The sequence below is a fragment of the Stutzerimonas stutzeri genome, assembly GCF_024448935.1.
In the GTDB taxonomy this organism is placed as follows: domain Bacteria; phylum Pseudomonadota; class Gammaproteobacteria; order Pseudomonadales; family Pseudomonadaceae; genus Stutzerimonas; species Stutzerimonas stutzeri_AO.
In genome coordinates this window covers 1-23,794 of sequence record NZ_JAMOIE010000019.1, presented here as the reverse complement: position 1 = coordinate 23,794, position 23,794 = coordinate 1, and the positions used below count along the sequence as shown (strand labels likewise).

The 23,794-nt window shown below is 58.9% G+C and carries 27 protein-coding genes, 2 tRNA genes and 3 pseudogenes; 7 read left to right on the top strand and 25 right to left on the bottom strand.

What is annotated here, in order from left to right:
• Nucleotides 1-9: 9 nt before the first annotated feature.
• On the top strand, nt 10-885 hold the full coding sequence (locus NA637_RS07920; RefSeq protein WP_256071758.1) for a crotonase/enoyl-CoA hydratase family protein: 876 nt from the start codon (nt 10-12) through the stop codon (nt 883-885).
• 34 nt (nt 886-919) lie between these two features.
• Here NA637_RS07920 and NA637_RS07915 read toward each other — a convergent pair whose 3' ends face one another.
• From NA637_RS07915 to NA637_RS07890, 6 genes are all read right to left on the bottom strand, one after another.
• On the bottom strand, nt 920-2,122 hold the full coding sequence (locus tag NA637_RS07915; protein WP_256071757.1) for a branched-chain amino acid ABC transporter permease: 1,203 nt from the start codon (nt 2,120-2,122) through the stop codon (nt 920-922).
• A gap of 12 nt (nt 2,123-2,134) precedes the next feature.
• Nucleotides 2,135-3,169, bottom strand: coding sequence for a branched-chain amino acid ABC transporter permease (locus NA637_RS07910; protein WP_256071756.1), 1,035 nt, complete (start codon nt 3,167-3,169; stop codon nt 2,135-2,137).
• Nucleotides 3,170-3,216: 47 nt separating this feature from the next.
• Nucleotides 3,217-3,516 carry a hypothetical protein gene (locus NA637_RS07905; RefSeq protein WP_256071755.1) on the bottom strand — a complete coding sequence of 100 codons (300 nt, stop codon included), beginning with the start codon at nt 3,514-3,516 and terminating at the stop codon, nt 3,217-3,219.
• The gene (locus NA637_RS07900) at nt 3,461-3,943 is read right to left on the bottom strand and encodes an ABC transporter ATP-binding protein (RefSeq protein ID WP_256071754.1); all 483 of its coding nucleotides are present in this window, start codon (nt 3,941-3,943) and stop codon (nt 3,461-3,463) included. The genes NA637_RS07905 and NA637_RS07900 overlap by 56 nt, the downstream gene beginning before the upstream one ends.
• Nucleotides 3,936-4,724: an ABC transporter ATP-binding protein gene (locus NA637_RS07895; protein WP_256071753.1), complete on the bottom strand. Its 789-nt coding sequence runs from the start codon at nt 4,722-4,724 to the stop codon at nt 3,936-3,938. Before NA637_RS07895 ends, NA637_RS07900 begins: the two co-directional genes overlap by 8 nt.
• Before the next feature lie 93 nt (nt 4,725-4,817).
• A complete protein-coding gene (locus tag NA637_RS07890) occupies nt 4,818-6,023 on the bottom strand; it encodes a substrate-binding domain-containing protein (RefSeq protein WP_256071752.1) in 1,206 nt (401 codons plus the stop codon).
• A 326-nt stretch (nt 6,024-6,349) separates the two neighbouring features.
• Between NA637_RS07890 and NA637_RS07885 the strand changes: the two genes are divergently transcribed.
• The 6 genes and pseudogenes from NA637_RS07885 (at nt 6,350) to NA637_RS07870 (ending at nt 8,617) form a co-directional block, all read left to right on the top strand.
• The gene (locus NA637_RS07885; RefSeq protein ID WP_256071751.1) at nt 6,350-6,994 is read left to right on the top strand and encodes a TetR/AcrR family transcriptional regulator; all 645 of its coding nucleotides are present in this window, start codon (nt 6,350-6,352) and stop codon (nt 6,992-6,994) included.
• A gap of 21 nt (nt 6,995-7,015) precedes the next feature.
• Complete coding sequence (locus NA637_RS25670; protein ID WP_423836709.1) at nt 7,016-7,270, top strand: enoyl-CoA hydratase/isomerase family protein; 255 nt, start codon at nt 7,016-7,018, stop codon at nt 7,268-7,270.
• On the top strand, nt 7,153-7,428 hold the full coding sequence (locus NA637_RS07880; RefSeq protein WP_423836708.1) for an enoyl-CoA hydratase-related protein: 276 nt from the start codon (nt 7,153-7,155) through the stop codon (nt 7,426-7,428). The genes NA637_RS25670 and NA637_RS07880 overlap by 118 nt, the downstream gene beginning before the upstream one ends.
• Nucleotides 7,371-7,691: pseudogene (locus tag NA637_RS25665) on the top strand (AMP-binding protein); the annotation flags it as partial. The gene NA637_RS07880 and the pseudogene NA637_RS25665, both read left to right, overlap by 58 nt.
• Nucleotides 7,624-8,247 carry an AMP-binding protein gene (locus NA637_RS25660; protein WP_423836707.1) on the top strand — a complete coding sequence of 208 codons (624 nt, stop codon included), beginning with the start codon at nt 7,624-7,626 and terminating at the stop codon, nt 8,245-8,247. The pseudogene NA637_RS25665 and the gene NA637_RS25660, both read left to right, overlap by 68 nt.
• 73 nt (nt 8,248-8,320) lie before the next feature.
• On the top strand, nt 8,321-8,617 hold the full coding sequence (locus NA637_RS07870; RefSeq protein WP_256071795.1) for a hypothetical protein: 297 nt from the start codon (nt 8,321-8,323) through the stop codon (nt 8,615-8,617).
• Here NA637_RS07870 and NA637_RS07865 read toward each other — a convergent pair.
• The 19 genes and pseudogenes from NA637_RS07865 to NA637_RS07775 form a co-directional block, all read right to left on the bottom strand.
• Nucleotides 8,552-8,954: pseudogene (locus tag NA637_RS07865) on the bottom strand (helix-turn-helix domain-containing protein). The gene NA637_RS07870 and the pseudogene NA637_RS07865 overlap by 66 nt on opposite strands.
• Nucleotides 8,955-8,956: 2 nt before the next feature.
• A pseudogene (locus tag NA637_RS07860) lies at nt 8,957-9,247 on the bottom strand (type II toxin-antitoxin system HigB family toxin).
• 181 nt (nt 9,248-9,428) lie between these two features.
• Nucleotides 9,429-9,505: transfer RNA gene (locus NA637_RS07855), tRNA-Pro, on the bottom strand.
• A gap of 81 nt (nt 9,506-9,586) precedes the next feature.
• On the bottom strand, nt 9,587-9,943 hold the full coding sequence (locus NA637_RS07850; protein ID WP_256071749.1) for a MerR family transcriptional regulator: 357 nt from the start codon (nt 9,941-9,943) through the stop codon (nt 9,587-9,589).
• Nucleotides 9,924-10,226: an integration host factor subunit alpha gene (ihfA, locus tag NA637_RS07845; RefSeq protein WP_256071748.1), complete on the bottom strand. Its 303-nt coding sequence runs from the start codon at nt 10,224-10,226 to the stop codon at nt 9,924-9,926. Before ihfA ends, NA637_RS07850 begins: the two co-directional genes overlap by 20 nt.
• A gap of 3 nt (nt 10,227-10,229) precedes the next feature.
• Nucleotides 10,230-12,608, bottom strand: coding sequence for a phenylalanine--tRNA ligase subunit beta (gene pheT / locus NA637_RS07840; protein ID WP_256071747.1), 2,379 nt, complete (start codon nt 12,606-12,608; stop codon nt 10,230-10,232).
• A gap of 35 nt (nt 12,609-12,643) precedes the next feature.
• Complete coding sequence (pheS, locus tag NA637_RS07835; RefSeq protein ID WP_256071746.1) at nt 12,644-13,660, bottom strand: phenylalanine--tRNA ligase subunit alpha; 1,017 nt, start codon at nt 13,658-13,660, stop codon at nt 12,644-12,646.
• Between the two features lie 167 nt (nt 13,661-13,827).
• Nucleotides 13,828-14,184: a 50S ribosomal protein L20 gene (rplT, locus tag NA637_RS07830; RefSeq protein WP_019339387.1), complete on the bottom strand. Its 357-nt coding sequence runs from the start codon at nt 14,182-14,184 to the stop codon at nt 13,828-13,830.
• Between the two features lie 27 nt (nt 14,185-14,211).
• Entirely contained in the window at nt 14,212-14,406 is a 195-nt protein-coding gene (gene rpmI / locus NA637_RS07825; protein ID WP_019339386.1) for a 50S ribosomal protein L35, read from the bottom strand.
• Nucleotides 14,407-14,468: 62 nt separating this feature from the next.
• Nucleotides 14,469-15,020 carry a translation initiation factor IF-3 gene (gene infC, locus NA637_RS07820; RefSeq protein ID WP_256071745.1) on the bottom strand — a complete coding sequence of 184 codons (552 nt, stop codon included), beginning with the start codon at nt 15,018-15,020 and terminating at the stop codon, nt 14,469-14,471.
• The gene (gene thrS, locus NA637_RS07815; RefSeq protein ID WP_256071744.1) at nt 15,020-16,942 is read right to left on the bottom strand and encodes a threonine--tRNA ligase; all 1,923 of its coding nucleotides are present in this window, start codon (nt 16,940-16,942) and stop codon (nt 15,020-15,022) included. The genes infC and thrS overlap by 1 nt, the downstream gene beginning before the upstream one ends.
• A 223-nt stretch (nt 16,943-17,165) precedes the next feature.
• Nucleotides 17,166-17,242 (bottom strand) — tRNA-Val (locus NA637_RS07810).
• Between the two features lie 253 nt (nt 17,243-17,495).
• Nucleotides 17,496-18,446, bottom strand: coding sequence for a PA2778 family cysteine peptidase (locus NA637_RS07805; RefSeq protein WP_256071743.1), 951 nt, complete (start codon nt 18,444-18,446; stop codon nt 17,496-17,498).
• A complete protein-coding gene (locus NA637_RS07800; RefSeq protein WP_256071742.1) occupies nt 18,443-18,844 on the bottom strand; it encodes a PA2779 family protein in 402 nt (133 codons plus the stop codon). The genes NA637_RS07805 and NA637_RS07800 overlap by 4 nt, the downstream gene beginning before the upstream one ends.
• A 764-nt stretch (nt 18,845-19,608) precedes the next feature.
• Nucleotides 19,609-20,124, bottom strand: coding sequence for a hypothetical protein (locus tag NA637_RS07795; protein WP_256071741.1), 516 nt, complete (start codon nt 20,122-20,124; stop codon nt 19,609-19,611).
• A gap of 126 nt (nt 20,125-20,250) precedes the next feature.
• Entirely contained in the window at nt 20,251-20,793 is a 543-nt protein-coding gene (locus tag NA637_RS07790; RefSeq protein WP_256071740.1) for a hypothetical protein, read from the bottom strand.
• 287 nt (nt 20,794-21,080) lie between these two features.
• Nucleotides 21,081-22,649 (bottom strand): IS66 family transposase, encoded by a 1,569-nt coding sequence (tnpC, locus tag NA637_RS07785; protein ID WP_336605494.1) that lies wholly within the window; start codon nt 22,647-22,649, stop codon nt 21,081-21,083.
• A gap of 14 nt (nt 22,650-22,663) precedes the next feature.
• Complete coding sequence (tnpB, locus tag NA637_RS07780) at nt 22,664-23,038, bottom strand: IS66 family insertion sequence element accessory protein TnpB (protein ID WP_256071739.1); 375 nt, start codon at nt 23,036-23,038, stop codon at nt 22,664-22,666.
• Nucleotides 23,038-23,232, bottom strand: coding sequence for a hypothetical protein (locus tag NA637_RS07775; protein ID WP_256071738.1), 195 nt, complete (start codon nt 23,230-23,232; stop codon nt 23,038-23,040). Before NA637_RS07775 ends, tnpB begins: the two co-directional genes overlap by 1 nt.
• Nucleotides 23,233-23,794 lie beyond the last annotated feature (562 nt).

Here is a 23,794-nt window from a genome sequence, read left to right as displayed (position 1 = left end):
GGAGATTCCATGATCCAGTTTGAAACCATTAATCTCGACGTCGAGGACGGTATTGCCACCATCACCCTCAACCGGCCGGAGCGGATGAACGCTTTCACCCTGACGATGATGGAAGAGCTGATCGCCGCCTTCGATCACACCGATACTGATGACAATGTGCGGGCGGTTATCGTTACCGGAGCCGGCAAGGCTTTCTGTGCCGGCGCGGACCTGTCCAGCGGCAGCGACACCTTTGATTACGAAGCGCACCAATCAGAGCCCAGCGACAGAATGCCCGACGGGGTCAACCGGGATAGCGGCGGCATGGTGTCGCTGCGCATCTTCCGCAGCCTGAAGCCAGTGATCGGCGCCATCAACGGCGCGGCGGTTGGAGTGGGGGCGACGATGTCCCTGGCCATGGACATCCGCCTGGCCTCGGAGAAGGCCCGCTACGGCTTCGTCTTCGCCCGCCGGGGCATCGTGCCGGAAGCTGCGTCCTCCTGGTTTATCTCCCGGGCTGTCGGGCTTTCCACCGCATTGAACTGGTGCATGAGTGGGCGACTGATCAACGCCGATGAGCTGGAAAAACGCGGCCTGGTGGAATCGGTTCATGCCCCGGAAGACCTCTACCCTGCTGCCAGAGCCATCGCTCGGGAAATCGCCGACAACACCGCCCCGGTGTCCGTCGCCATGACCCGCCAGATGCTCTGGCGCATGGCCGGCGCCAGCCATCCCATGGAAGCCCACCAGCTGGAAAGCCGGGCGATTCAGGCCCGGGGTGCCTCGGCGGACGCGAAGGAAGGCGTCACGTCGTTTCTGGAAAAACGCCCGGCCAGTTATCCCAACCGGGTGTCCGAGGATATGCCCGACTTCTTCGACTGGCAGGGGGAGCCCGAATTCCGCTAGGGCCCGTCATTGAAAGCCGGTATCCGGTCGGGCATCAGCCCTGGGGTACCGGCTCAGGATCCGGCCCCGAGGGCGGCTGTGATCCGCGGCTGCGCCGCAACGCCCAGATCCGAAGCTGCCCTACCACCCCTGCGGGAAAGAAGTACACGCTCAGCACGAACAGCACGCCGAACCAGAGCAACCAGTGGTTCGGCCCCAGCAGGTTCTCCACTACCGGAATGCCGGCGGTGTATTGCCCTGCCCACTTGAGCAGGTCCTGCAGGTAGTTCTGCGCCAGGATGAACAGGGCGCTACCAACGATGGCACCGTAGATGGTGCCCATGCCGCCAATCACGCACATCAGGAGGATAAATACCATCAGCTCGAAGTTGAGGGTATTCTCCGGATTGACGTACCGGTTGATCAGCGCGAAGCCAGCCCCCGCCAGGGTGGCCACCAGGGCCGCCAGGATCACCACCGCAGTCCTGTAGACGACGGTGCGGTAGCCCAGGGCCTCGGCCCGGAACTCGTTTTCCCGGATGGCCTGCAGCACCCGTCCAAACGGTGAGTTCACCAGCCGGAGCAGAAACAGGAATGTCCCGGCGGCCATCGCCACCAGCACGTAATACATGACGTTACGGCCGCTGAACCGCAGCTCGAACCGGGACTCCTGCCACACCTGGCCCAGATTCCAGGGCTGGGTCAGTAGACCCTTGAGCAGGGTTGGCACATCGATACCCGGCAGAGGCTCCTCGAATGGGCGGAAGGCCGGCCCCAGCTCTCTGGGCACCCGTACCCGCATGCCATCCTCGCCCCCGGTGACGTTGTAGAGCTGGGTAACCAGGCTCAGGAACGCGAAGGCCACCGCCAGGGTCACCAGGGCGAAAAAGATGGTTTTCACCCGCAGCGACAGCAGACCCAGCAGCAGCGACAGCACGAAACTGACCGCCAGGGCGGCCACCAGGCCCACCAGCACGGGGCCAAAACTGTTGCCCATGCCGTCGGTGGCCATGGCAATGCCATAGGCGCCGATCCCGAAGAACATGGTGTGGGCAAAGGAAACTATGTGGGTGTAGCCCAGCATCAGGTCATAGGCCGCCACCACCATGATGAAGATGCAGATCATCCCCAGGGTGGTGAAGGCACGGATGCCATCGAACAGGAAGGGGCCCAGCACGAGGCAGGTGACGATGACCAGCAGGAGCGCGGTCAGGGTCCTGCTGCGGGGGTAATCGCCGGACAATACTCGGTTCAACATGGTCAGCACTCCTTATACCTTGATGACCGGAATCAGCCCCTGGGGCCGCCACATAAGAACCCCCACCATTAACCCGACGGTCGCCACCGCTGCCAGCCGGGGTTCCACGAAACCGATATAGAGGTTGATCAGCCCTACCAGCAGGGCCCCGTAGAAACAGCCGCGAATGGAGCCAAGCCCACCGAGGATGATCACCACGATGACTGAAATCATCATCTCGTCGCCCATATGGGGCGTCAGCAGCTCCTTGTACATGCCCCACATGACACCCCCGAGGCCCGCCAGCGCCGACCCGGCTATGAATACGCCGAGGAACAGCAGGCTGATCCGGTAACCCTGGATTTCCACCATTTCCCGGCTTTCCACGCCGGCACGGATGAGGATGCCGATTCGGGTCCGATCGATCACCCAGAGCATGGCGGCGTATATCGCCAGCCCCAGTACCACCGCAAGCAGGCGATACTTCTCCAGCACGATGCCACCGATCAGCGGCAGCATCTCGGGCACCATCACGGCTCCGCTCAAGGCTTCAGGACGGGGAACCGGAATCTCGTTGGGTCCCCAAATCACCTCAATCAGCTGCATCAGGATGATGGAACCGCCGACGGTGACCAGGATCTGCTTGAGGTGATCGCCGTAGACGGGTTTGATCACCAGTTTCTCGAACACCATCCCCACAACGCCGGCAACGACCGCGGCAAAGAGTAACGCCGGGATTATCGCCACCAGGTTACTGAGCAACGACGATGATGCGGCGAACCCGTTCAGCCAGAAGGCCAGAACGGTGCCGCCGGCAAAGGCACCCAGGGAGATAAAAGCGCCGTGGGCCAGGTTGAGAACGCTCATCAGACCGAAGGTCAGGGTCATGCCCGACGCCATCAGGAACAGCATGGTACCCATGGCCACTCCGCTGATGGTAAGCACCAGCCAGGTACCAAAATCAATCACCGCAAAGGAGACCAGTAACATGGCCCCCAACAGGAACAGGTGTGCGCGGTTGTCCCGCATATCCGCCAGCCACTGCAGCGGGCTACGGCGCTGTCTCACGGATTCTCTGCCGGCCTGCGACACTGGCATCGCTGTGGTCTCCTTAATCATTGGTGTGCTCCCAGGCCCAGGCCAAGCAGCTCCTGCTGCAGCGCCTCATTACCGGCGAGTTCGGCCATGGAGCCGGAATGCACGATCCGGCCATCGTTCATCACCGCGACCGACTGGCCGAGCCGGCGGCAAAAATTGAAGTTCTGCTCCACCAGCAGAATGCTCACCTGCTGCACCTTGAGCTGTTCGAAGGCGTCGGCCAGATCATTGATGATGGCTGGCGCCAGGCCCTTGGTGGGCTCATCCACCAGCAGCAGGTCCCGTGGCTCGATCACCGCCCGGGCAATGGCCAGCATCTGCTTCTGCCCCCCCCGACAGAGTGCCGGCGGGTTTGTCCCAGAAATTCTTCAAAGGCGGGAAAAGATCGAAAATCCACTGCAGCCGGGCCTCATCCATTGGTCCGCTGACCGCTGCCAGGACCAGATTCTCCCGGACTGTCAGCAGGCCAAAAATGCCCATGTTTTCCGGTACGAAGGCGATGCCGGCACGGGCAATACGGGGCGTGGGCCAGCGGCTGATGTCCTGCCCCTGGTAGGTGACGGTGCCGGCGGTCAGGGTGGTCAGGCCCATGACGGTCCGCAAGGTGGTGCTCTTGCCGGCACCGTTACGGCCCAGCAGGACGGTAAGCTCCCCTTTCGGTACCACCAGATCCACGCCGTGAAGGATGTGGTACTGGTCAATATCGGCCTTGACGCCGGCCAGGCTCAGGATGGGGTCAGCCATGGTCCACCTCCGCTTCGGCTTCCGGCGAGACCCCCAGGTAGGCTTCCTGGACCACTGGCGAGGCAATCACCTCCGCGGGTTCGCCATCGGCCACCAGTTCGCCGTTGTGCAACACCACAATCCGGTCGGAGAGGGAGCGCACCACGTCCATCTTGTGCTCCACCAGCAGTACCACCTTGTCCTGCTGTTTCTTGATATCGGCAATCAGGTCCAGAATCACGGGCACCTCATCCACACTCATGCCGGCGGTGGGCTCGTCGAACATGAACACCTCCGGTTGCAGCGCCAGCATCAGCGCCACCTCCAGCTTGCGCTGGTCGCCATGGGGCAGACTGCTCACCAGATAGCCAGCGCGGCTGGCGAGGTTGACCTGGGTCAGATAATCCATGGCCTGGTCCGTCAGGTCACGGCGCCGGCTGGCCATCTGCCAGAACACGTGCCCTATGTGGTGGCTGGAGGCCACCGCTAGACGCACGTTCTCCAGGGCGGTCAGGCCGGGAAACAGATTGGTAAGCTGGAAAGCCCGCCCCAGCCCGCGGTCAGCCCGTCGCGCCGCTGTTAGACCGGTAATGTCCTCGCCGTTAAGGAGGACCTGGCCGGCGGTGGCTTTCAACTGACCGGAAATCAGATTGAACCAGGTGGTCTTGCCGGCTCCGTTGGGGCCCACGATGGAGGTCAGGGTGCCCTTGTGAAACTGGCAGGAGACCCGGTTGACCGCCACGTGACCACCGAAGTTGATGGTCAGGTCACGGGTTTCCAGAACCGCTTGCTCGGATGTCATGAACAACTCCGGCTGTTTTGAGGGGTTGCTTGGCCGTGAAGGCCGGTGGAAGGAAGGGCCCGCGCCAACGGGCGCAGGCCCCGGGGCGACCGGTCAGTTGCGGACCGGAATATCCATCTCGCTACGGTCAATGACCCGGATCAGCTTGGGTACGCCGACTTCCACGGTACGGCCAGCGAACCAGTCGTCACGCTCTTCAACCTCAATTTCGAAGTGATACATGTCCTGCATCGCCTGATGATCCTCGGCACGGATTTCCATCTCACCCTTGGGGGTGTCGAAGGTCAGGCCCTCCAAGGCTTTGATCAGGTCTTCGGTGTCAGTGGAACCGCCGGCCTTGCGGATCGCCGCGGTAATGGCCACGGCCTGGGCGAAACCCTGAGCGGTGAAGAAGTCCGGCGCAGCGTTATACCGTTCGAAGTGCTGTTCCACAAACCAGTCATTGACCTCGTTGTCCGGTGACTCGAAGTAGTAGAAGCCGGCACCCTGCATCCCCGGGAAATCGGAGTAGCCCACCAGGGCAGCCAGAATGTTGCCGCCGGTGGCCAGTTTGATCCCGAAACGCCCCGGGTTCAGGTCCTGGATCCGCCCCAGCGGGTTGGAGGAACCGGCCCAGATGGCGAAGATGAACTTGCCATTTTCACAGTCGTCCCGGTCCTTCAGGGAATTGAATAGCCGTTGCGCGGCGGCAGTGAAGTCGGTGGCATCGGTCGGCAGGTATTCCTCATGGACGACCTTGCCACCCTCGGCCTCCATGGCCTCCTTATAGGCGGAGACACCGTCCCGACCAAAGGCGTAGTCCTGGGCGATGGTCGAAACACAAACCCCCGGCTTGCCCAGGGCCACTGCATTGGAGACCGCATCCTGGGAAGAATTACGGCCAACCCGGAACACGTAGCGGTTCCACTCCGCGCCGGTGATCGCATCCGCTACCCCTTCCGGCATGATGATGCGTTCGTAATCCTGGGCCAGGGGAAGGGTGGCAAGGGCAACCCCGGAAGACACCAGCCCCACCACAATATGGGCGTCATCCTCTCCATAGGCCTCTTCCACCAGCGCACGGGCCCGTGCGGGGTCCAACTGGGTGTCCTTGCGGGCGACCTGGATCGGACGGCCTTCGATTTCCATCGTGCCGTCGGTGGCGTACTCGAAGCCCATGTTCAGACCAATGTCCAGCTGCTCGGCATAGGGCGCCAGCGGCCCGGTAAAGCCGGTGATATGGGCGATGCGGATAGAGTCTTCCGCCTGGGCGGAAAAGGCACCAACGGACATGGCGGCGGCAAGCATTAAGCGCTTCATACAACGATCCCCTTTTATTGTTGTCGGGCTGTTTTGCTGTTTTTGTTGCCTGCCATAAAATATGACGACTGATTCAGGCTTTATCAAGAAACAATTTGCCCTTTTTGACTATCAAATAACCGAAAATCAATAGGGTTTCTTTACGTTGTCTCCGTACCCCGCTTCCCCTGGCCATCCTGGCTGTTCGATACACCGGTCCGACCTTTCCAGTTTACTTGACGGTAGATTCATATTTCGAAATGATAGGAGCCTGCCAGTGTCAGAACCCGTCTTCAAGGGCAGCGGGAAGCGCTCCGCCCCGAGACCGACAAGAAAGGACAAGGCTGATGACCACAATCACACAGGCCCCGCAGTCTCCGGGCGCTCCGAAAACGGCACGAGGGGCCCGCACCCGGGCCAGAATCCTGAAAGCCGCCGAGGATACGTTCGGCAACCTTGGCTATCACCGGGCAGGCGTTACCGACATCACCCGCAAGGCCGGCGTCGCCCAGGGCACCTTCTACACCTATTTCAGTAGCAAGGAAGAGATTCTGCGGGAACTGGTGATGGACCTGGGCCATAAGCTGCGGGCTCACCTGGCTGCCGAGGTGCTCACCACCAGCGACCGGCTGGAGGCCGAGGAGCAGGGTCTGCGGGCGTTTCTGCAGTATCTGGCGGACCACCCTTCCCTGTACCGGGTACTGCAGGAAGCCCAGTTCGTGGATGAAACCATTTACCAGAAGTATTACGAAACCTTCGCCCGGGGCTACGCCGACATGCTGGACGCCGCCGCCCGCAAGGGCGAGATACGGGCCGGCAACAATCAGCACCGGGCCTGGGCGCTGATGGGACTTTCCCACTTCCTGGGCATGAAGTACGCCCTGTGGGACCAGCGCGCGAAGCAGGGTGACGATGCCTTCGACCCCATCGTGGACACCATCTCGGACCTGCTCCGTAACGGCCTGGCCCTGAACGGGAGGGATAAGGGATGAGGGCCAACCTACCACCATGTTATCTATCGGGCCGAGAACGGGATCGGGCGACTGACCCTCAATCGACCTGAACGGCATAATGCCCTGGTACCGGAGCTGCTCGAAGACCTGGGCCGCGCCCTCGACCAGTGTCGGCAGGACTTGCCGCCGTACTGGTTATCGACGCTGCCGGCACATCTTTTTTCACCGGTGGTGACGTGGCCGGTTTGTACGATACTCCGAGAGCAGACCGGCACACCTATGCCAGCACCGTGGCAGGCACCCTCAACAAGGTGATTGGTCAACTACTGGAATTGCCAGTCCCTACTATCACAGCAGTGCACGGCATGGTCACCGGCGGCTCCATCGGACTGGTGCTGGCCAGCGACATCGTGGTCGCCGGGCCCAAAGCCAGCTTCGCGCCCTGGGCCACAGCCGGGCAGAGTTCTTCGTGACGCTCTTCGGTTGCGCCAAGGCCGGCCCTGTCCTGGTACCCTTGAACTGGCGCCCGGCCCAGCCAGCGCTGGAGCAGTTGATGGAGGACTGCACCCTGAAGGCACTGATCTTTGGCGAGGAGTTCACCGACAGCGCCCGGAAGCTGAAGGCGTCCGGTCACACCCGGGCACTGATCGACCTCGACGGCAAGGCGGATGACTGCCGCCACTACGACACGGACCCGGCGAACACCAGACCGGCTCTCCGGCCACACCCCGACCGGGACCCGGACACCCCCTGGTACCTGCGGTACACCTCCGGAACCGCTGGCCGTCCCAAGGGGGGTGATCCAGACTTTCCGCATGATGATGAGCAACTACCTGAACATTGGCCTGGCGGTGGACCTGACGGGGCAGGATACGCTGCTCAACGTGCTGCCCCTGTTCCACACCGCCGGCCTCAACCTTTACTCGTCCGCCGTGTTCCTTGCCGGTGGCACTGTGCTGGCGGCCCGGACCTTCGAGCCCGACCAGGCCATGGACGTGCTGGAAAACCGCCCCACCATCTTCTTCGGGGTGCCGGCGGTGTACCAGGCCATCCTGGACCATCCGTCATTCAGCGGTGACCGGTTTGCGCAATGTCCGCTCCTGGGGCTGTGGCGGCGCACCCTTGGCGCTACCGGTGGCTCGCCGGTTTATCGAACAGGGTATCCGCGTGCGTACCGGCATGAGGATGACCGAAACCGGCCCCACCGTCTTCCTGCTGGACGAGGCCGACGTGCTGGACAAGCGGCGGGACAAGGCGCTGGTAAACCTGACAACCGCCTGTACCGGCCGTGATGGCCGCCTGATCTGTGACGGCGAAGCGCTGACCCTGTTCCAGCACTGACCCCGCCCGCACCGGAGCAACCCGATGACCCGCGTACATCCCAACCTGCGCGCCTGGCTTGACCAGCTCAACCCGATGATCGCCGAACAGAAGGCCCACGGCGTGGAAGCCACCCCCCAGATGGTCCGGGACAGCCTGGCTGGCCTGACGACCACCTTCGTAGCAGAGGCACCTGAGCTGCAGCGTTCTATGAGAGCCTTTAGAAAAATCTCAACCACCTCAAAAGCCTTTAACCGAACGAAGCGCCCAGCTCTCTCAAAAAAACACATCCGCTGGGACGCCAAAGCGATCCGAGAGAGCACGAATGTGCCTTATATTTAGCTGACGTTTGCCTGCCAACATCTCGGAAATAACTGACTGGGTACCGACCTCAGGCAAGTCGCCCTGGCTCAGGCCATGCTCCTGCATGAGGTAACGCAGTACCTCCACACCGCCCACTTTTGGGTAATGGCCGATGAAGCTCATCGTAAGCTTCGATCATGTCACCCAGCTGAGAAGCCAGGCTGGCCAGCGGATGATCTTCATCATCGCCCACCATGGTCAGCAGCTCATCCAACGCCTCAACCAGAGCATCATAGTCATCTTCGCTCGTCGGTTTGGTAAGCAACGGTGCAACGTAACGCCAGTGCTCACAAGCCTGCTTGATCAATGCGGACATGATTACTCCCTCCACTTGCCTTTGTCGTATTCAGCATGATCCAGCACATGCTGAATAAACACCTTCTGCGACCTGTACTGAACAATGGCAATCAGCCGCAGCTTGTTGCCACCGATGTCGAACACATGCTGAGGCCCTACCTTGTCAGCAGCCGGAAAGAGCCGCCTCTTCATCTCGGCAAAATCCCGAGGCGCACTCGCCTACACCAGACGATACCAAGCCCCAAGCGCTGTCGCCGAGCGGGGCCATTTGGCCTGAGCCTCCCAGATTCGCTTCTGTGTAATGATGTGCATAGCCCCTCTATCGCATCTTGCGATAGCTGCATGGTAACGCGCTCACCCGAGCATCGCAAGATGCGATATCTTAATCCATCGACATCAGCTACCAGAAACCCACTTTCTAGAAAGTGAACCAAATCCTTCAGGCATAAAAAAATCCAGTCACCGCTAAGCGACTGGATTTTCTAGGGTTTTTTGGTCGGGACGGAGTGATTCGAACACTCGACCCCTTGCACCCCATGCAAGTGCGCTACCAGGCTGCGCTACGCCCCGAAGATGCATTCAGCTCGGCTGAAAGCGGATCAAACTATACATTAAGCGACTGAATAGGTGAAGGTTTTTTATGCCGAGAGGCTAGTTCTTGAGCACTTGAAGCACGTCTTCAAGCTCAGTGACCATTTGACGGATCAGTCGCTTGTATTGCGTAGTGTCCTCACGAGCCTCGTCGCCGGACATCCGCTGCCGAGCGCCACCGATAGTGAAGCCCTGCTCGTACAGCAGCGACCTAATCTGTCGGATCATCAGCACATCCTGCCGCTGGTAGTAGCGGCGATTGCCGCGACGCTTCACCGGGTTCAGTTGCGGGAATTCCTGCTCCCAATAGCGCAGTACGTGCGGTTTCACCGCACATAGCTCACTCACTTCACCAATGGTGAAGTAGCGTTTGCCAGGTATCGTTGGCCAATCGTCGTTATGACTTGGTTCCAGCATACGCTTCGACTCTGGCTTTTAGTTTTTGGCCTGGCCGGAATGTCACGACACGACGCGCTGTGATTGGGATTTCTTCACCGGTTTTCGGGTTGCGTCCCGGGCGCTGTCGCTTGTCGCGCAAGCCGAAATTGCCGAAGCCGGACAACTTCACCTGCTCGTTATGCTCGAGCGCCTGGCGAATCTCCTCGAAAAACAGCTCGACCAGTTCCTTGGCCTCGCGCTTATTCAAGCCCAGCTCTTCATATAGACGTTCCGCCATTTCAGCTTTCGTCAGAGCCCCCATACACTATTTCCTTAACGTGGCGTTGAACCTTTCTTCCAGGGATGAGAGGATTTGCTGCATCGCACCACTCACCTCGTCATCGTTTAGAGTGCGCGAAGGGTGTTGCCAGGTCAAGCCGACTGCCACACTTTTGCTAAGAGGATCAATACCTTTACCCTGATAGACATCAAATAGCTTGAGGTCCGTCAGGTTCTCGCCCGCGGCCTCACGAATGCATAGCAACACATCGTCAGCCGGAACCTCACGCGTCACCAGAATCGCCAGGTCGCGACGCACTTCAGGGAAACGGGACAGCTCACTGAAACGCGGCAGTCGGCCTTCGCTGATTTCGGCGACCAACAGCTCGAACAGATAGACGGACTGATCGATACCCAGCCTGTTGGCCAGCTCCGGATGAAGGCTACCTATGTAGCCGACCAGGCGACCTTCCCGCTCGATTCGAGCCGTTTGTCCTGGATGCAGTGCCGGGTGCTCGGCGGCAACGAAACTATACGCAGCTGCGTCACCGGCATATCCGAGCAATGCCTCGACGTCGGCTTTCGCATCATAGAAGTCAGCCGAGGCTCTTTCGTTGCCCCAACCTTCCGGTAAACGACTACCAGTGATGACGCCCGCCAGCATCGGCTCCTGCTTCAGCTCAGCGAGCTGGCCGACGAAACGCAGACCGCTTTCAAACAGGCGTATGCGTGTCTGCTGACGATTGAGGTTGTACTGCAACGCCTTGATCAGTCCAGGCCAGAGCGTTGCACGCATGACAGCCATGTCCGACGAGATCGGATTGGCTAACTGCAGCGGCTCGACACCAGGGCTGAACAGCTCGAACAGCTTGGGATCGATGAAACTGTAGGTGATCGCCTCCTGGTAACCACGAGCGACCAGCAACCGACGCAAAGCCGGCAACTCGGCGCGGGCCTCAGGATTAGCCTCCGGCGCCAGGCGCGCCTGTGGATAACGCACTGGTAAGCGATCGTAGCCATACAGCCGGCCTAACTCTTCAATGAGGTCGACCTCCAGACTGATATCGAATCGATGACTGGGAATACTGACTTCCCAGACTCCATCGCCCTGCTCGACCACACCAAGACCCAGGGCAGAAAGCAGCGAGACAACCTGATCGCCAGCCATGCTCAATCCCAGCATTTGCTCGATGCGGTCCTTGCGCAGCAAGACTGGCGCAACGGCGGGAAGATCGGCTTCGCTGGCAGCTTCGATTACGGGACCGGCGCTGCCTCCGACAATTTCAAGTAGCAGCGCAGTGGCGCGCTCCAACGCTCGACGGGCCAGCTGAGAATCTACCCCGCGCTCGTAGCGATGCGATGCATCGGTATGCAGGCCGTAGGAGCGCGCTTTTCCAGCAAGGGCAATGGTGTCGAAAAAGGCGCCTTCCAGGAACAGGTCCTGAGTCGAGGCACTGACACCGCTATGCTCACCCCCCATCACACCTGCAATCGCGAGGGCACGCTGGTGGTCGGCGATGACCAAGGTATCGCTGCGCAGAGTCACTTCCTGCCCATCAAGCAGAACGAGTTTCTCCTGATCCTCAGCCATCCGAACCCTGATGCCTCCCTGGATCTCGGCCAGGTCGAACGCATGCAGCGGCTGCCCAAGTTCGAGCATCACGTAGTTGGTGACATCTACCACCGCATCAATACTGCGGATATCGGAACGACGCAGCCGCTCGACCATCCACAGCGGAGTGGGTCGCGACAGGTCTACATTACGAATCACACGCCCGAGGTAGCGCGGACAAGCTGCGGGCGCCAACACCTCGACGGGACGCACCTCATCGTGGCTCGCAGCCACCGGAACGATATCGACTGGAGCCACCGTCGCGCCGTAGATCGCGCCTATCTCACGCGCAAGCCCCGCTATTGAGAGACAATCACCACGATTCGGCGTCAGGCCTATCTCGATGCTCGCATCATCCAGGCCGAGATACACTCGAAGATCGCTACCAACGGGAGCATCGTCAGCCAGCTCCATCAGTCCGCTGTCGTCTGTACCAACCTGCAACTCGGTTTCCGAGCAGAGCATGCCGTTGGACTCGATGCCGCGAAGCTTCGCTTTCTTGATTTTGAAGTCGTCCGGCAGCTGCGCGCCGATCTGCGCAAAAGGAATCTTCAGGCCCGGGCGCACATTGGGCGCACCACAGACCACCTGAAACACCTCACTGCCACTGCTGACCTGACACACCCGCAACTTGTCTGCATCCGGATGCTGCTCGGTGCTCAGCACCTCGCCCACAACCACGCCGTTGAACTCGCCGGCGACCGGGGCCACCGCGTCTACTTCGAGGCCCACCATCGACAGCCTCGCCACCAGCTCCTCGCGGGAAACTTGCGGATTGACCCAGGTGCGCAACCACTGTTCGCTGAATTTCATCCTGCTCTCCCAAGAATTCTTTGACTGGACATGCCCTAGCGAAACTGCGCCAGGAACCTCAGGTCGTTATCGAAGAACAGGCGTAAGTCGTTGACGCCATAACGCAACATGGCGAGCCGCTCAGCCCCCATACCGAAAGCGAAGCCTTGATATTTTTCCGGATCGATACCAGACATGCGCAGTACATTCGGATGCACCATGCCGCAGCCCATCACCTCGAGCCAGCCGGTCTGCTTGCAGACGCGACAACCCTTCCCGCTGCACATGACGCATTGCATGTCCACTTCAGCCGATGGCTCGGTGAATGGGAAGAACGACGGGCGGAACCGAACACCCAGCGGTTTTTCGAAAAACACGCGCAAGAACTGCTCGATGGTGCCCTTCAGGTCGGCGAAGCTGATGCCCTCGTCGATCAGCAGACCTTCGACCTGATGAAACATTGGCGAATGGGTGATATCCGAATCACAGCGGTAAACCCGGCCGGGGCAGACGATCCGGATTGGCGGCTGCTGCGACTCCATGGTGCGCACCTGAACTGGCGACGTATGGGTGCGCAACAGCATATTGGCGTTGAAATAGAAGGTGTCGTGCATCGCCCGAGCGGGATGATGGCCAGGGATATTGAGCGCTTCGAAGTTATGGTAGTCGTCTTCGACCTCCGGACCCTCGGCAACGCTGTAACCGATATGACTGAAGAACCGTTCGATCCGCTCTAGTGTTCGCGTCACCGGATGCAGCCCACCGGAGGCCTCTCCCCGGCCTGGCAATGTCACATCGATCCGCTCGGCAGCGAGCCTGGCGCTCAGCGTAGCTTGCTCAAGATCCGCCTTCTTGGCATTCCACTCATCCTGAACCCGGCTCTTCGCTGCATTGATCAGCGCACCCGCCTTGGGACGCTCCTCAGCGGATAACTTGCCCAATGTCTGCATGACCTGGGTCAGCTCGCCTTTCTTACCAAGGTACTGGACCCGGATCTGCTCCAGGGCGGTGATGTCTTGACTATGTTGCACCGCCTCAAGCGCTTGGGAGACCAGTGCATCCAGGTTTTCCATGTACAACCTCCAGAGGTTCTTGCAGAACCGCACCAGGCGATCAGCGCATTGGCTTTTAGCCAGGTGCATTTTTGCAAATGCCCCTTCAGATACGAAATAGGGGAAGAGCACAAGGCTCTTCCCCTATCGGTGACGCTACGAATCCGAAGATCCGATTGTCGATGGGCTTAGGCCAGAGAAGCTTTGGCTTTTTCGACAATCGCAGCGAAAGCTGCTTTTTCGTTTACTGCCAACTCGGCCAGAACCTTACGGTCGATCTCGATGGCTGCTTTTTTCAGGCCCGCGATGAAACGGCTGTAGGACAGGCCGTTTACACGAGCACCGGCGTTGATACGAGCGATCCAAAGAGCGCGGAACTGACGCTTGCGCTGACGACGGTCACGGTAGGCATACTGGCCCGCCTTGATCACCGCCTGCTTGGCAACACGGAACACGCGCGAACGAGCGCCGTAATAGCCTTTGGCGAGTTTCAGAATTTTCTTGTGACGGCGACGAGCGACGACGCCACGCTTAACACGAGCCATGAGTTATTCCTCTGAGTCTTGACCGAATTAACGAACGCGCAGCATGCGCTCTACTTTTGCGTTATCAGACGGGTGCATCAGAGATGTACCACGTAGCTGACGCTTACGCTTGGTAGACATTTTGGTCAGGATGTGGCTCTTGAAAGCGTGCTTGTGCTTGTAGCCATTCGCCGTCTTCTTGAAGCGCTTCGCAGCGCCACTTTTAGTCTTCATCTTTGGCATGTTCGGTACTCCACAGTGTGGGTGATTTCAAATAACCGCAAGGCCTGCCAGTGCCCTGGTGGTTACTTTTTCTTCTTGGGAGCGATGACCATGATCAGCTGGCGTCCTTCCATCTTTGGATGCTGTTCGACCGAACCGTATTCAGCCAGATCACCTTCGACCCGCTTCAACAGTTCCATCCCCAGCTCCTGATGGGCCATCTCACGACCGCGGAATCTCAACGATACCTTGGCCCTGTCCCCTTCACTCAGGAAACGCACCAGGTTGCGGAGCTTGACCTGGTAGTCCCCTTCTTCCGTCCCTGGACGAAACTTTATTTCTTTAACCTGAATCTGCTTCTGGTTCTTCTTCGCTGCAGCGACCTGCTTCTTCTTTTCGAACAGGTGTTTGCCGTAATCCATGATCCGGCATACGGGAGGAACCGCATCGGCGGAAATTTCCACCAGATCCAACTTGGCTTCTTCAGCTATACGAAGCGCTTCATCAATCGAGACGATGCCAACCTGCTCGCCATCAGCACCAATCAAACGGACCTCACGAGCCGAGATATTCTCGTTGATCGGGGCCTTGGGTGCAGCTCGTTTATCCTGTCTCATTTCACGCTTAATAGTCATTACTCCAATTCTTGGCGACCACGCCGGGAAACCGCTTGTGTCAGCAACTGCGCGAAGTCGTCCAAGGGCATGGAGCCCAGATCGACGCCTTCACGGGTGCGCACAGCAACGGCTCGTGTCTCTACTTCCCTGTCTCCGATAACCAAGAGATAGGGAACCTTGAGCAAGGTGTGCTCGCGGATTTTAAAGCCGATCTTTTCGTTTCTCAAGTCGGACTTGGCACGGAAGCCGCTTTGGTTGAGTGTTTTCTCCACTTCCAGGGCGAAATCAGCCTGCTTGTCGGTGATATTCATCACCACGGCCTGAGTCGGCGCCAGCCAGGCCGGGAATGCGCCTTCGTAGTGTTCGATCAGAATCCCGATGAAACGCTCGAACGAACCAAGGATGGCGCGGTGCAACATGACCGGATGCTGGCGATCGTTGTTCTCGCTGACGTACTCCGCCCCCAGGCGAATCGGCAGATTGAAGTCGAGCTGAAGCGTGCCGCACTGCCACACACGGCCCAGGCAGTCCTTCAGCGAGAACTCGATCTTCGGACCGTAGAAGGCGCCTTCGCCAGGCTGCAAATCGTAAGGTAATCCTGCGCTATCCAGCGCGGCAGCAAGGGCTGCTTCGGCACGATCCCACAGTTCATCGGAACCGACTCTCTTCTCAGGTCGAGTCGACAGCTTCAGCTCAATATTATCGAAACCAAAATCTGCATATACCGCCTGGGTCAGCTTGATGAACGCAGCCGACTCGGACTGCATCTGCTCTTCTGTACAGAAGATGTGCGCATCGTCCTGTGTGAAGCCGCGTACTCGCATGATGCCGTGCAACGCACCCGACGGCTCGTTGCGATGGCAGGCGCCGAACTCGGCGAGACGCAACGGCAGTTCGCGGTAGCTCTTCAAGCCCTGGTTGTACACCTGCACATGGCAAGGGCAGTTCATCGGCTTGATCGCGTAGTCGCGACTTTCCGATTCGGTCGTGAACATGTTTTCAGCGTAGTTCGCCCAGTGACCGGACTTCTCCCACAAACTGCGATCGACAACCTGAGGTGTCCGGATTTCCTGATAGCCATTTTCACGCTGCACGACACGCATATATTGCTCGAGCACCTGATACAGGGTCCAGCCATTCGGATGCCAGAACACCATGCCAGGCGCTTCTTCCTGGGTATGGAACAGGTCCAGGCGCTTACCGATCTTGCGGTGATCACGCTTTTCAGCTTCTTCGATGCGCTGAATGTAGGCCGCGAGCTGCTTTTTGTCCGCCCAAGCAGTGCCGTAGATGCGCTGTAGCTGCTCGTTCTTCGCATCGCCGCGCCAGTAAGCACCGGACAACTTGGTCAGCTTGAAAGACTTGAGAAAGCGTGTATTGGGCACATGCGGACCACGGCACATGTCGACGTATTCTTCGTGGTAATACAACCCCATCGCCTGCTCGTCAGGCATATCCTCGACCAGACGCAGCTTGTAATCCTCACCACGCGACTGGAACAGCTCGATGACTTCAGCGCGCGGCGTGACTTTCTTGATTACATCGTACTCAGTATCGATCAGCTGCTTCATACGCTGCTCGATTGCAGCCATATCGTCCGGCGTGAACGGCCGCTCGAAGGCGATATCGTAGTAGAAGCCCTCGGCGATCACCGGACCGATGACCATCTTCGCGGATGGGTAGAGCTGCTTGACCGCATGCCCAACCAGGTGCGCACAGGAGTGACGAATGATCTCCAGCCCCTCTTCATCCTTCGGCGTGATGATCTGCAGGCTCGCGTCGCTTTCGATCAGATCGCAGGCATCGAACAGCCGCCCGTTTACCTTACCGGCAAGGGTGGCCTTGGCCAGACCAGCGCCAATTGACTGAGCGACCTCAGCGACGGAAACGGGATGATCGAACGAACGCTGACTGCCGTCAGGAAGAGTAATGATGGGCATGGCGCCTCCTCTCCTAGTGGTGACCCGTACCAAAGGCCACATGGGTTGGGATGAGCCAGGAAAGCGATCCATCGAATGACCTGCCGCACAGTGGCAGGAGCCCGAGGGCTGATCGAGGCGGACCGAAGTCACTGGAAACATGGAGCACGGATGCTTTCAGAAAGCCGCCGCACCGATAAGCAAGGCATAAAAAAAGGGTCGCTAGCGCGACCCTTTTCGGAATTGGTAGGCACAATTGGATTCGAACCAACGACCCCCACCATGTCAAGGTGGTGCTCTAACCAACTGAGCTATGTGCCTCCGATGGACGCGCATTGTAGAGATATGCCTGAGAGAGTCAAGCGCTTTTTTAGCTAAGCCACTGATATTCGTAATTTTTGGATGACGGAACGCCCAACGCCCTTGGCGTCGCGATAGCATCGCAGGGGCTTGTCGAGATTGTCAAATATTCAGAACAGGGCAATTCAGAATGTCGCTCACCCCTTTCAGCGCGCCACTGGGCGCCCTCGGCGCGCTCTACTACAGCATGCCCGGCAGGATCGGCTTTGATGGCTCACCTAGCCGGGCACGCAGGAGGTGCTTCGCACACGCCGACGGCGACGCGGCCCGAGGGCAGCGGCGTCTGGAATCGCTTGTCGTCAGGGGCTAACTGAAGCGCACAGGCGTGCGCCGCGGATGATTGGACATGGCATCCCTGCTCGGCCAATACCTGAGACAGATTGAACCAGCCTGGCGCGAACGAGCCATCGCGCTGAACACTCGTTCGCAGGGCTTGCTGCGCGGCATGCTTGTCGCCCTGTGCGTACCGCGCATTGGCAAGCGCGAACCAGGACAAGCCGCTGGCCCAGTGCTTCGCAGCCGTCTCATAGGCCTGCAAAGCCGCATCCTGGCGGCCGGTTTGTTCCAGATCACTCGCTGCCTTCAGCCATACCGTTTCCTGGACGGTACGTGGCAACTGATCGGGCGCAACCGTCACCACGGCCCAACGATCCCCCTTGACCCAGCTTCGCTCGAACTGGCGGAAACTGCCCGTCCAGCGGCGAGTGGTGCCGGACCGCAGCACAAGGGTCTGATCTGCCAGGTCGTACCCCACCACAACCGCAAAATGCCATTGAGGCCAGCGATCGAAGGCAAGATTCTGCAGTACCAGAACGGGATTCCCTGCCGCCACTTCGGCGAGCACCGATTCCAGCCGAGGCTCCAATGGATAGACCAACAGATCATGCGCACGGGCGGCAGCGACCATTTCAACCTGCAAACTGCCCTTTCGCTTCGGAAGATAAACCCGCTCGACGAGCGGTTCCGGTCCGGTGTCGATGCCACGCTGGACAAGCATCGTGGCAAGCGCTGCCGGCCCGCACTGATAGTCGTCCTGCGGAAAGAACGGGACCTCTACCAGCTCAACCCGCTCGGGAAGCCCGGCAGACCCAACCGGAACGATCGGAGTCCGCGCGCACGCCCCGAGGAGGATTACCGCGAACAGCAGGGCCAATCGCCGAATCAACGGTTGATACAGTTGACGAAGTTGAAGATGTTAGTGGCGCACAACAGGTCGGTGATGATGAAGATCACCAGAAACAGAACGATGATGCCGACCACGCCCGCACCAGCCGGTGCCTGATCCAGCTGCTGATTGAATTGCGCGAGCTCCGCCGGCGTCAGGCTGTTGATTCGCTGCTCGACCTGATCTCGCTCGACCCCCATCGACACCAGCTTCTTCTGAACGTCTTCGTCTTCAAGCATCGTCAGCAACTGCTGGCGATCCACTTGCTGTTGTTGTTCGGCAATGACTTCAGGGGTGCCAATCATTGCCGCCTGGGCCAGTGGAATCTGGGCGAACAGCATGAAATGCATCGCTGCTAACAGGGTGGCAACACGCTTCATCACGGACGAGTTAAACATGGCGGAATTCCTTGATTTTGTTTGCGGCCCAGTGCGGAGCGCAATGTGCCTTCAACAGTAAGACGGGGCGGCCGGTCCGCCAGTTCCCTTGCCCAGTATCGTTCGCCTCATCGGGTCGACTGGACGCGCAGACTGGTGACTGTCATCAACGTCAAATCCGAAGGAGAACGATATGAACACTGTCCCCATAGCGATGCTCTGATGGCATGCAGCGCCATCCTGACTGGCTGTCAGTCGCCATTCGGCATCGTGCAGCCAACAGAGAAGCAGCACCGCATGCGACGCTTCTCCTATCCAGACGCTTATCGGTGAGCAGGCGAGCCCGGCGCTTTTTGATCAGGCACGACGAAAAAGCAAGGCTGCCATTGCTCGCATCGTTCGACGGGGACGGAGAGCAGCCTGGACGCAGCAATTCGGTAATCTATCGGAACGCTATTCCACTCCTTGCGTGAAGGACATTTTGCTGTAAGCACATCTGCAACTACTAATGCTCTGGCTCTTGTGTCAGTTAGCTGATAGTCCGTAGCAAAACAATTTAAGCTACCTAGGCAGGTCAGCGTAATAACTGCAAATTTCCTATACATTCAATCCCCTTGTGCTTATGAACCAACCCATCGCTACGGCTGCAAGCAATGAGATCAATGTAGCCTTGGGCATTGACGTGACGACTATCTATTTCACGCAGATGCATCTGGTCGATGCCAAGGCATGCCTGTAACGGAAAAGAAAGAGGGGCGGCTGTCCACAAAAAAATCAACCAGCCGCTATCTAAACATCTGCGGATTTTTTTCGATCTCGTTAAACAGCTCTATGATCAGAGACTCTGTCGCACGGCGTGCTGCTAACGAGAAGTCCCCTTTAAACTCCTTAAATTCGGCTTTTCCTGTCGAACGCAGCTCCTTTTCCCACACGACATTTCCTTCACCGTCAACCGCCTTACACGAGAGGTCTATTTTGAATTCAGTCGGTGGCCAGGTAAATGCACTGCCAGAAGACGAGGTTGTTGTCATTTCAGGGATAAATATAAGGTGAATATTTTTCTCTTTGATTTTGCTGTCAGTCAAGCAGTCTACGGGATGTACTTGCGCGTATACTTTCGACAAAACGGATATTAATCCGCCTTCGAAATCAGAGTAAGGTTTATAAGCTACCTTATCCCCGCCGCCCCCAGGCGTGACCACTTTCTTGCCCCTGTTTTCACTGGAAATGTAATATCCAACATTTTTATCAATCAGCACAGTGGATTCAAGCTGCCTCAGCGCTGTTAAATTTGGCGTCATTTGAATATCGTGCGTGCATCCTGACGTTATAGCTACCGCGACGCAGATAAAGACTTTCCAGCTACGCAATAAAGCACACATCGAAGATGTTCTCATTAAGTTTCAGATGACTATTGCCGACCAACGCTACCGGGTGGATACCATGCTTTCAAAATCAGGATGCCGAATAATTTTGCTAATTAGCTCTTGAACCGTTGGCATTAGCGATTTTGGCATATCATTGCCACACGCTATTCCACCAACGAAACTTGCACTATATTCTCTTTTATGCTCAATCTCCAAAACTCTATTATTACTTGATACTGTAATATCAAATGTCCAGTGCGCATCGGTAAATCCGGAGCTTACGTCCGTGTCGTTCAGGTACCCATTGATAGTGATATCTGCGTTTTTGGAATACATTCCAGCCATTGTTAGCTCTTCTACTAGTGCGTCTTCAATGTATTTTTCAAAGGATTTTCTGTCAGGTAGATCCACATTGTTTGCTAAGCGGCACATTACTTTATAATCTGTTTTTTTAGCCTTAAAACTTCCAACATTCATTTTCACATCTAGATTTTTCAAAACTTGCTGATTCACTGCTGTAGGTTGATAGCGATCTGCGGTTATTGCGCACCCTGTGCTCAAGGCGATTGCGGACACTAAAAATAATGGAAGAACGATTCTCATTAAACTACCTCGTTGTGATTTTGTTATTGCTTCTGAAGGGCGCAACGGTATTCGGAAGGAACGTGATCATCGAAGAGTGACGGAATGATATTAATGCCGTCGCGGTAGAATGTGAAGGCAAAACGCCACTAACGCATGCCAAGGGCATGCTGGAATAGCCATCTATATTCAGCTGGCTATAGGTTCCGCCGTTTTAACGTAGTGCTTGGTCAATAAATGACCAATCAATTACCCGATGGTGTATTTCAACCGCTGCTAGGTAAGCGGTAACTCCCCGGCGTCCTTGCCTACGCAGTAGCCCTGTGCAAGTCCGAGCGCAGGGGGTTGCTGGCGAAGTGCTGCTTCCACAGTCGCGGCGTGAGTTCGGCGACGCGGGCGGCCGGGTGCTGGCCGACACGCTGGAGTACGTCGACGAGATAGGTATACGGATCGATGCCGTGCAACCGGCAGGTGACGATCAGGCTTTGCATGAGGCCAACGTGCTGGGCGCCGACTTCGGTCCAGCAGAACAGCCAGGCCTTGCGTCCCATGGGAATCGCGCGCAAGGCGCGTTCCAGGTGGTTGGTGTCGATCGGCACGTCGGGATCGGTCAGGAAGACTTCCAGGCCCGCGCGGCGCTCGCGGGCGTAGGCCAGCGCCTTGGTCATCGGGTTGCTGGGCAGCAGGCCGTGGCGCTCGAACTGCTCGTCGATCCAGGCGAACAATGCTTCGACGAGCGGCTTGCTGTGGGTGAGCCGATACAGGCGCTTGGCTTCGCCCTTGAGTTGCTGTTGGCGGATCGCCTCTTCAACGGCATACAGCGCTGTGATGCGCTGGAGCGCCTGTTCGGCGATCTGCGGCTCGCTGTTCTTGGCCTCGAACAGCTCGCGCCGCGCATGCGCCCAGCAGCTGGCCTGGGTGATGCCGGTCTTTCGGGCGTAGGCCCGATAGGCGCCATAGCCGTCGGTGAGCAGCACCGCGCCCTGGGCCGGGGTCAGGCCCAGGGCCTGCTGCACATGCTCGGCGCGTCGGGAGGCGAAGAACGGGAAGCACACCTCGTCGCGCTCACCGTACACCGGCCAGAAGTAGGCGGCCTTCATCTTGCCGGGGCCGTCGCGGCCGGCCTTGATCGGGGTTTCGTCCATCGCCTTGACCCGGCTCATCCGGATCGAGGCGAACTGCGCCTGGTAGATCGGTTCCAGCAATGCTGCACCCTGCTGCACCCGCTGGGTCAGCCAGGGCCGCGAGACCTTGATCCCGGCGTCGGTCATGCGCTGGTGCTGGCGGTACAGCGGCAGGTGATAGGCGAACTTGTCGACCAGCAGGCCGGCGATCAGGCTGACATCGGCGCGCGAGCCCTCGATCACGCCTGCCGGCGCCGGGGCGCAGTGCAGCGTGTCGGTGTCGCGGCGCTTGATCAGCGGGCGCACGTACTTGAGCACCACGTAGCTGCCGGGACGCTGCGCCAGGCGGTAGCTGACCTTCTCGCCGATCACTTCGTACTGCTCCGGCAGCAGTGCCTCGGCTTCGGGACTGGGCAGAGTGATGGTCTCGACCGGCACCTTGGTCTCGTCGAAGAACGGCAGGCCCGCTTCGCCCTGCGCCAGGTCGGTCTGAGCCACGCGCCGCGTATGCGCCGGCACGCGCTGGCGTTGTTCCGGAGTCGCATCAGGAATCGGCAGCGCCTCGCCCAGGTGCAGCTGCTGAGGATTCACTTCCGGCACGAAGCGCTCGGACTTGGCCCCGAACAGCTGGCGCTTGAACCAGTCGAGCTGGTGTTTGAGGGCGGCAATCTGCTCGCGCTGCTGCGCAATCACGGTGCTCAAGGCCTGGATCCGATCGTCGGTGGCAGCAGGGGTCGAGGTGGGCGATATCATGCCCTGATTTTACCTTATCGACGCGCGCATGTGCTTGTTTTGGCGGAATTACTTGGCATTTCGTAGCGCTTTCTGCGACGCCCCGGCTCGATGCCCTCCAGCAGCAGTTTCAGCTCGGTCCAGTCCATCTGACGGTCGCGCATCGAGCGCCAGTCCGACACCAGCCGCCCCTGTTCCAAACGCTTGGCCCACACGCAGAAGCCGGTGCGGTCCCAGTACAGCACCTTGGTCTGCGTCCCGCGCCGGTTGATGAACACGAACAGCGCGCCCGACAGCGGGTCCTGAGCGAGCGCGTTGCGCACCAGCGCATACAAGCCGTCGAACGACTTGCGCATGTCCGTGGGCTGGCCGTACACGAATACCCGCACACCCCCTTCGGGAAAGAACATCAGCCCCGCCGCACCCGCAGGACCAGGCCACCGCCCAGATCGAGCTCGATCGTCAGCGCACCGCCACCGCCCAGCGCGCCCAGCTCGACAAAGCCCGGCGCCGCTGCGCGCGGCGCGTCATCGCGATCATTCAACGCCTGCCAGCGTCGCAGCGTGCCCACGCTGATCGACTCCGACCGGCAGAACGCCGCCACGCCCACCTCACCGGCCGCAACCGCGCCAGCACCGCACCCCGCTCCGCCGCACTGTGCCGTCGCCGCCGTCCATCCACTTGCATCACCATCTGCAGGCTCCCGTCCTGTCCAATCACAGGAGCCATTCTCCGCAAGGCGCAGCGCAAGAGAAGGACGTCGGGGAGTTACCGCTTACGTTGCTAGCACGCCGCAACAGTTATTTTCTGCGTCACAGACGCACCTCTCCAGCGCACCTTGACGTAGCCAACCTGACTCAATGTCGGCAAAAGTTATCTGCGTCATCAAGAACCTCGGCGGGTGGACCGGGCTAACTGCAAAAATAAGGAAGTCTTCTTCAGAGTTTCCCTAAGGCCAACGCGCTGCGGTCTGCCTGCTCTCAGCCCCGCGCACCCCTCGCATCCAGCACGCTGCTGGCAGGACGCTAGGATCTTGTCGCCCGATTCGGTTGGCAGCGCCGTAGTCGCTTTCAGCCTGGTTTCGAGATCTGTAAGCACGTGCCAAGCCGGGTTTGTGACATGCAAAAGCGGGTCAACCCGTTAATTCGGCGCGTGCTGCCTACTAG

What these genes read in the sequence shown, in the direction of transcription:
- NA637_RS07885 (WP_256071751.1), top strand. Translation starts at nt 6,350, where the DNA reads ATGACCACAATCACACAGGCCCCGCAGTCTCCGGGCGCTCCGAAAACG.
- NA637_RS07890 (WP_256071752.1), bottom strand. Translation starts at nt 6,023, where the DNA reads ATGAAGCGCTTAATGCTTGCCGCCGCCATGTCCGTTGGTGCCTTTTCC.
- NA637_RS07895 (WP_256071753.1), bottom strand. Translation starts at nt 4,724, where the DNA reads ATGACATCCGAGCAAGCGGTTCTGGAAACCCGTGACCTGACCATCAAC.
- NA637_RS25660 (WP_423836707.1), top strand. Translation starts at nt 7,624, where the DNA reads ATGACTGCCGCCACTACGACACGGACCCGGCGAACACCAGACCGGCTC.
- NA637_RS07920 (WP_256071758.1), top strand. Translation starts at nt 10, where the DNA reads ATGATCCAGTTTGAAACCATTAATCTCGACGTCGAGGACGGTATTGCC.
- NA637_RS07790 (WP_256071740.1), bottom strand. Translation starts at nt 20,793, where the DNA reads ATGAGAATCGTTCTTCCATTATTTTTAGTGTCCGCAATCGCCTTGAGC.
- NA637_RS07900 (WP_256071754.1), bottom strand. Translation starts at nt 3,943, where the DNA reads ATGGCTGACCCCATCCTGAGCCTGGCCGGCGTCAAGGCCGATATTGAC.
- NA637_RS07870 (WP_256071795.1), top strand. Translation starts at nt 8,321, where the DNA reads ATGACCCGCGTACATCCCAACCTGCGCGCCTGGCTTGACCAGCTCAAC.
- NA637_RS07905 (WP_256071755.1), bottom strand. Translation starts at nt 3,516, where the DNA reads ATGCTGGCCATTGCCCGGGCGGTGATCGAGCCACGGGACCTGCTGCTG.
- pheS (WP_256071746.1), bottom strand. Translation starts at nt 13,660, where the DNA reads ATGGAAAACCTGGATGCACTGGTCTCCCAAGCGCTTGAGGCGGTGCAA.
- ihfA (WP_256071748.1), bottom strand. Translation starts at nt 10,226, where the DNA reads ATGGGGGCTCTGACGAAAGCTGAAATGGCGGAACGTCTATATGAAGAG.
- NA637_RS07795 (WP_256071741.1), bottom strand. Translation starts at nt 20,124, where the DNA reads ATGACGCCAAATTTAACAGCGCTGAGGCAGCTTGAATCCACTGTGCTG.
- pheT (WP_256071747.1), bottom strand. Translation starts at nt 12,608, where the DNA reads ATGAAATTCAGCGAACAGTGGTTGCGCACCTGGGTCAATCCGCAAGTT.
- tnpC (WP_336605494.1), bottom strand. Translation starts at nt 22,649, where the DNA reads ATGATATCGCCCACCTCGACCCCTGCTGCCACCGACGATCGGATCCAG.
- thrS (WP_256071744.1), bottom strand. Translation starts at nt 16,942, where the DNA reads ATGCCCATCATTACTCTTCCTGACGGCAGTCAGCGTTCGTTCGATCAT.
- rplT (WP_019339387.1), bottom strand. Translation starts at nt 14,184, where the DNA reads ATGGCTCGTGTTAAGCGTGGCGTCGTCGCTCGTCGCCGTCACAAGAAA.
- infC (WP_256071745.1), bottom strand. Translation starts at nt 15,020, where the DNA reads ATGACTATTAAGCGTGAAATGAGACAGGATAAACGAGCTGCACCCAAG.
- tnpB (WP_256071739.1), bottom strand. Translation starts at nt 23,038, where the DNA reads ATGTTCTTTCCCGAAGGGGGTGTGCGGGTATTCGTGTACGGCCAGCCC.
- NA637_RS07800 (WP_256071742.1), bottom strand. Translation starts at nt 18,844, where the DNA reads ATGTTTAACTCGTCCGTGATGAAGCGTGTTGCCACCCTGTTAGCAGCG.
- rpmI (WP_019339386.1), bottom strand. Translation starts at nt 14,406, where the DNA reads ATGCCAAAGATGAAGACTAAAAGTGGCGCTGCGAAGCGCTTCAAGAAG.
- NA637_RS07915 (WP_256071757.1), bottom strand. Translation starts at nt 2,122, where the DNA reads ATGTTGAACCGAGTATTGTCCGGCGATTACCCCCGCAGCAGGACCCTG.
- NA637_RS07850 (WP_256071749.1), bottom strand. Translation starts at nt 9,943, where the DNA reads ATGCTGGAACCAAGTCATAACGACGATTGGCCAACGATACCTGGCAAA.